This window comes from Kitasatospora sp. NPDC002040 (assembly GCF_040296785.1).
Taxonomy (GTDB): Bacteria; Actinomycetota; Actinomycetes; order Streptomycetales; family Streptomycetaceae; genus Kitasatospora.
This window is the reverse complement of the sequence record NZ_JBEOXV010000038.1, coordinates 1-3,335: the sequence shown is the minus strand read 5'-3', so window position 1 is coordinate 3,335 and position 3,335 is coordinate 1. Positions and strand designations below refer to the sequence as shown.

The 3,335-nt window shown below is 68.5% G+C and carries 1 protein-coding gene; it reads right to left on the bottom strand.

All coding sequences use genetic code 11. The features are described 5' to 3' along the window. A partial coding sequence (locus tag ABT118_RS32585) for a non-ribosomal peptide synthetase (protein ID WP_350678503.1) occupies positions 1-3,335 on the bottom strand: 3,335 nt, incomplete at both ends.

The window sequence follows — 3,335 nt, the reverse complement described above, 5'->3', positions numbered from 1 at the left end:
CCAGGCTGCCGACCAGCGGTCCGTCCGCGCTGCTCCCAGCAGCGCCGGTGTCGAAGTTCAGGTTCAGGTCCCAGCGCGCGATGGGGAGCTTGATCGGCTCGACGGCGCACTCCAGACCGGACAGTTCGACGTCGCCGGTCTCGTCCACGGAGAGCAGGATCTGGAACAGCGGGTGCCGGGCGAGTGAGCGGGTCGGGTTGAGCGCCTCGACCAGCCGGTCGAACGGGACGTCCTGGTGGTTCAGGGCATCGAGGTCGGTCTCCCGGACCCGCCGCAGCAGCTCCTCGAACGTCGGGTCGCCCGAGGTGTCGACGCGCAGCACCAGGGTGCTCACGAAGAAGCCGACCAGGTCGTCGAGCGCCTTGTCCGTGCGGCCGGCCGTGGGGGTGCCGATGGGGATGTCGGTCCCCGCGCCCATGCGGGTCAGCAGCACCGCCAACGCGGCCTGGAGGACCATGAACAGACTCGTCCCGGTGCGGCGGGCGAGGCCGTTGAGCGCCTGGTGCAGTTCGGCGTCGAGCACCACCGGCACCCGCCCACCCCGGTACGAACTCACCGCCGGCCGCGGCCGGTCGTACGGCAGCGCCAACTCCTCCGGCAGACCCGCCAACGCCCGGCTCCAGTAGGCGAGCTGGCTGCTGATCAGACTGTCGGGATCGTCCTCCGAGCCGAGCAGCTCCCGCTGCCAGACCGCGTAGTCGCCGTACTGCGCGGCCAACGGCTCCCATCCGGGCTCCCCGCCCTCGACCCGGGCCGCATAGGCGACCGTCAGATCCCGGAACAGCGGGTCCATCGACCAGCCGTCCACCGCGATGTGGTGCACCACCAGCAGCAGCACCCGCTCCTCCGGCCCCAGCTCGAACAGCCACGCCCGCAACGGCAGATCACCCGCCAGATCGAACCCGACCGACGCCGCCGCCTCCAACTCCCCCGCCAACTCCAACGCACCGACCGCCAGCACGGTCAACGGCACCTCGACCGCATCCGACTCCACCACCCGCTGCCACGGCACACCGCCCTCGTCCACGAACACCGTCCGCAGACTCTCATGACGGATCACCACATCACGCAACGCGGCGGCCAGCACCGCCTGGTCCAACGGACCACGCAACCGCACCGCCACCGGCACGTTGTACGCCGCACCCGCACCCACACCGACTCCCGCGCCCTCGAACTGGTTCAGGAACCAGAGCCGCTGCTGCGCGAAGGAGGCCTGGACCAGGCCGGTGTGCTCGCGGCGGAGGAGTGCGGGCCTGGTGCGCTCGGCGGTGCCGATCAGCTTGGCCAGCTCGGTGACGGTGGGCGCCTCGAACAGTGCCTTCAACGGAAGTTCGACCGAGAAGGTGGAACGGATGCCGTTGATCAGCTTGGTCGCGAGCAGGGAGTGCCCGCCGGCGTCGAAGAAGTTGTCCAGCGGGCCGACGGCCGGGATGCCGAGAGCCTCCGCGAAGAGTCCGGCCAGGGTCCGCGCGTCCTCGGTGGCGTACTCGTGCTCCTCGGCCGACGCGCTGTAGTCCGGGGCGGGCAGCGCACGGCGGTCGGCCTTGCCGTTGGCCGTCACGGGGATCGCGTCCAGCACCACGACAGCAGACGGCACCATGTGAGCCGGCACCTGACCGGCAGCATACTGTCGGGTGGCAGCTGCCAGTTGAACGCGCTCGTCCTCGGGCATCGGCACACTCGACGGCACCACGTAGGTGACGAGGCGTCGGTCGCCGGGGGTGTCCTCGCGGACGATGGCCACAGCCCGCGTGATGCCCGGAGCCTCCTGCACCACCGACTCGACCTCACCCAGCTCGATCCGGAAACCACGGATCTTCACCTGGTTGTCGACCCGGCCCAGATACTGCAGCACCCCGTCCGCCCGCCACCGCGCCAGGTCACCGGTGCGGTACATCCGCTCACCCGGAACACCGAACGGGCACGCCACGAACCGCTCCGCCGTCAGATCCGGCCGATTGTGGTAACCACGCGCCAACCCGATGCCCGAGGTGTACAACTCCCCCGTCACACCAGGCGGGACAGGCCGCAGGAACTCATCCAGCACATAGCACTGGGTGTTCCCGATCGGCCGCCCGATCGGCACCCCCGCCGCACTGTCGAGATCCTCCAGCCGAATCGGATGCGTCGTCGTGAAGGTGGTGTTCTCGGTCGGACCGTAACCGTCGATCAGACGCACCCACGGAATCGCCTCCAGCACCCGACGGCACTGCGGCACAGCCAGCGCATCACCACCCGCCAACAGGTACTTCAACCCCGCGAACGCCTCGACATCAGCATCCACCGCCTGATGGAACAACTCCGCCGTCAGCCACAGTGCAGTGACACCGCGACGCCGGAGGAACTCGCGGAGTTCGCTGGTGGACAGGCCCCCGGCCGGAGGGACGGCGAGGGTCGCACCACTCAGGAAGGCGCCCCAGATCTCGAGGGTCGCCACATCGAAGGACACCGAGCACAGCTGCGCGAACACATCATCAGGGCCCAGCTCCATGAACCCGCCACCGAACAGCAACCGGATCACACCCGCATGCGGAACCGCCACACCCTTCGGCCGCCCCGTCGAACCCGAGGTGTAGATCATGTACACCAAACGATCCGCCGACACCGCCCCCGAACGCTCCACATCCGACAGATCACCATCGCCGAGAGCATCCAACTCCGCCTGCACCGACGGATCATCCATCAGCACCACCGCCGTACCCGTCCCAGCAGCAGCCAGCCGAATCCCCTCCGGCACACCACCAGCCGTCACCACCACAGCCGGCCGCGAATCCTCCAACATGTAACCGATCCGGTCCACCGGATAGCGCGCATCGATGGGCACATACGCACCACCCGCCTTCACCACCGCCACCAGCACCGCGATCAACTCAGCCGAACGCTCCAGAGCAACCGCCACCACCGACTCCGGACCCACACCACGCCCGACCAACAACCGCGCAAACCGATTCGTCCACGCATTCAACTCCGCATACGTCCACTCCACCCCCTCATCCACCAACGCCACCGCATCCGGCGTCCGCACCACCTGCGCCTCGAACAACTCCACCAACGACCCAGCCGGCAACACCGACCCCGTCGCGTTCCACCCCTCCAACACCCGCGACCGCTCAGCCGCCGACCACAACTCCAACTCACCCACCGGCCGACCCGGCGCAGCAACCACACCACCCAACACACACAACAACCGCTCCACCAACACCCCCACCGACCCACCATCAAACAGATCAGTGGCGTACTCCAGGCTGCCGACCAGCGGTCCGTCCGCGCTGCTCCCAGCAGCGCCGGTGTCGAAGTTCAGGTTCAGGTCCCAGCGCGCGATGGGGAGCTTGATC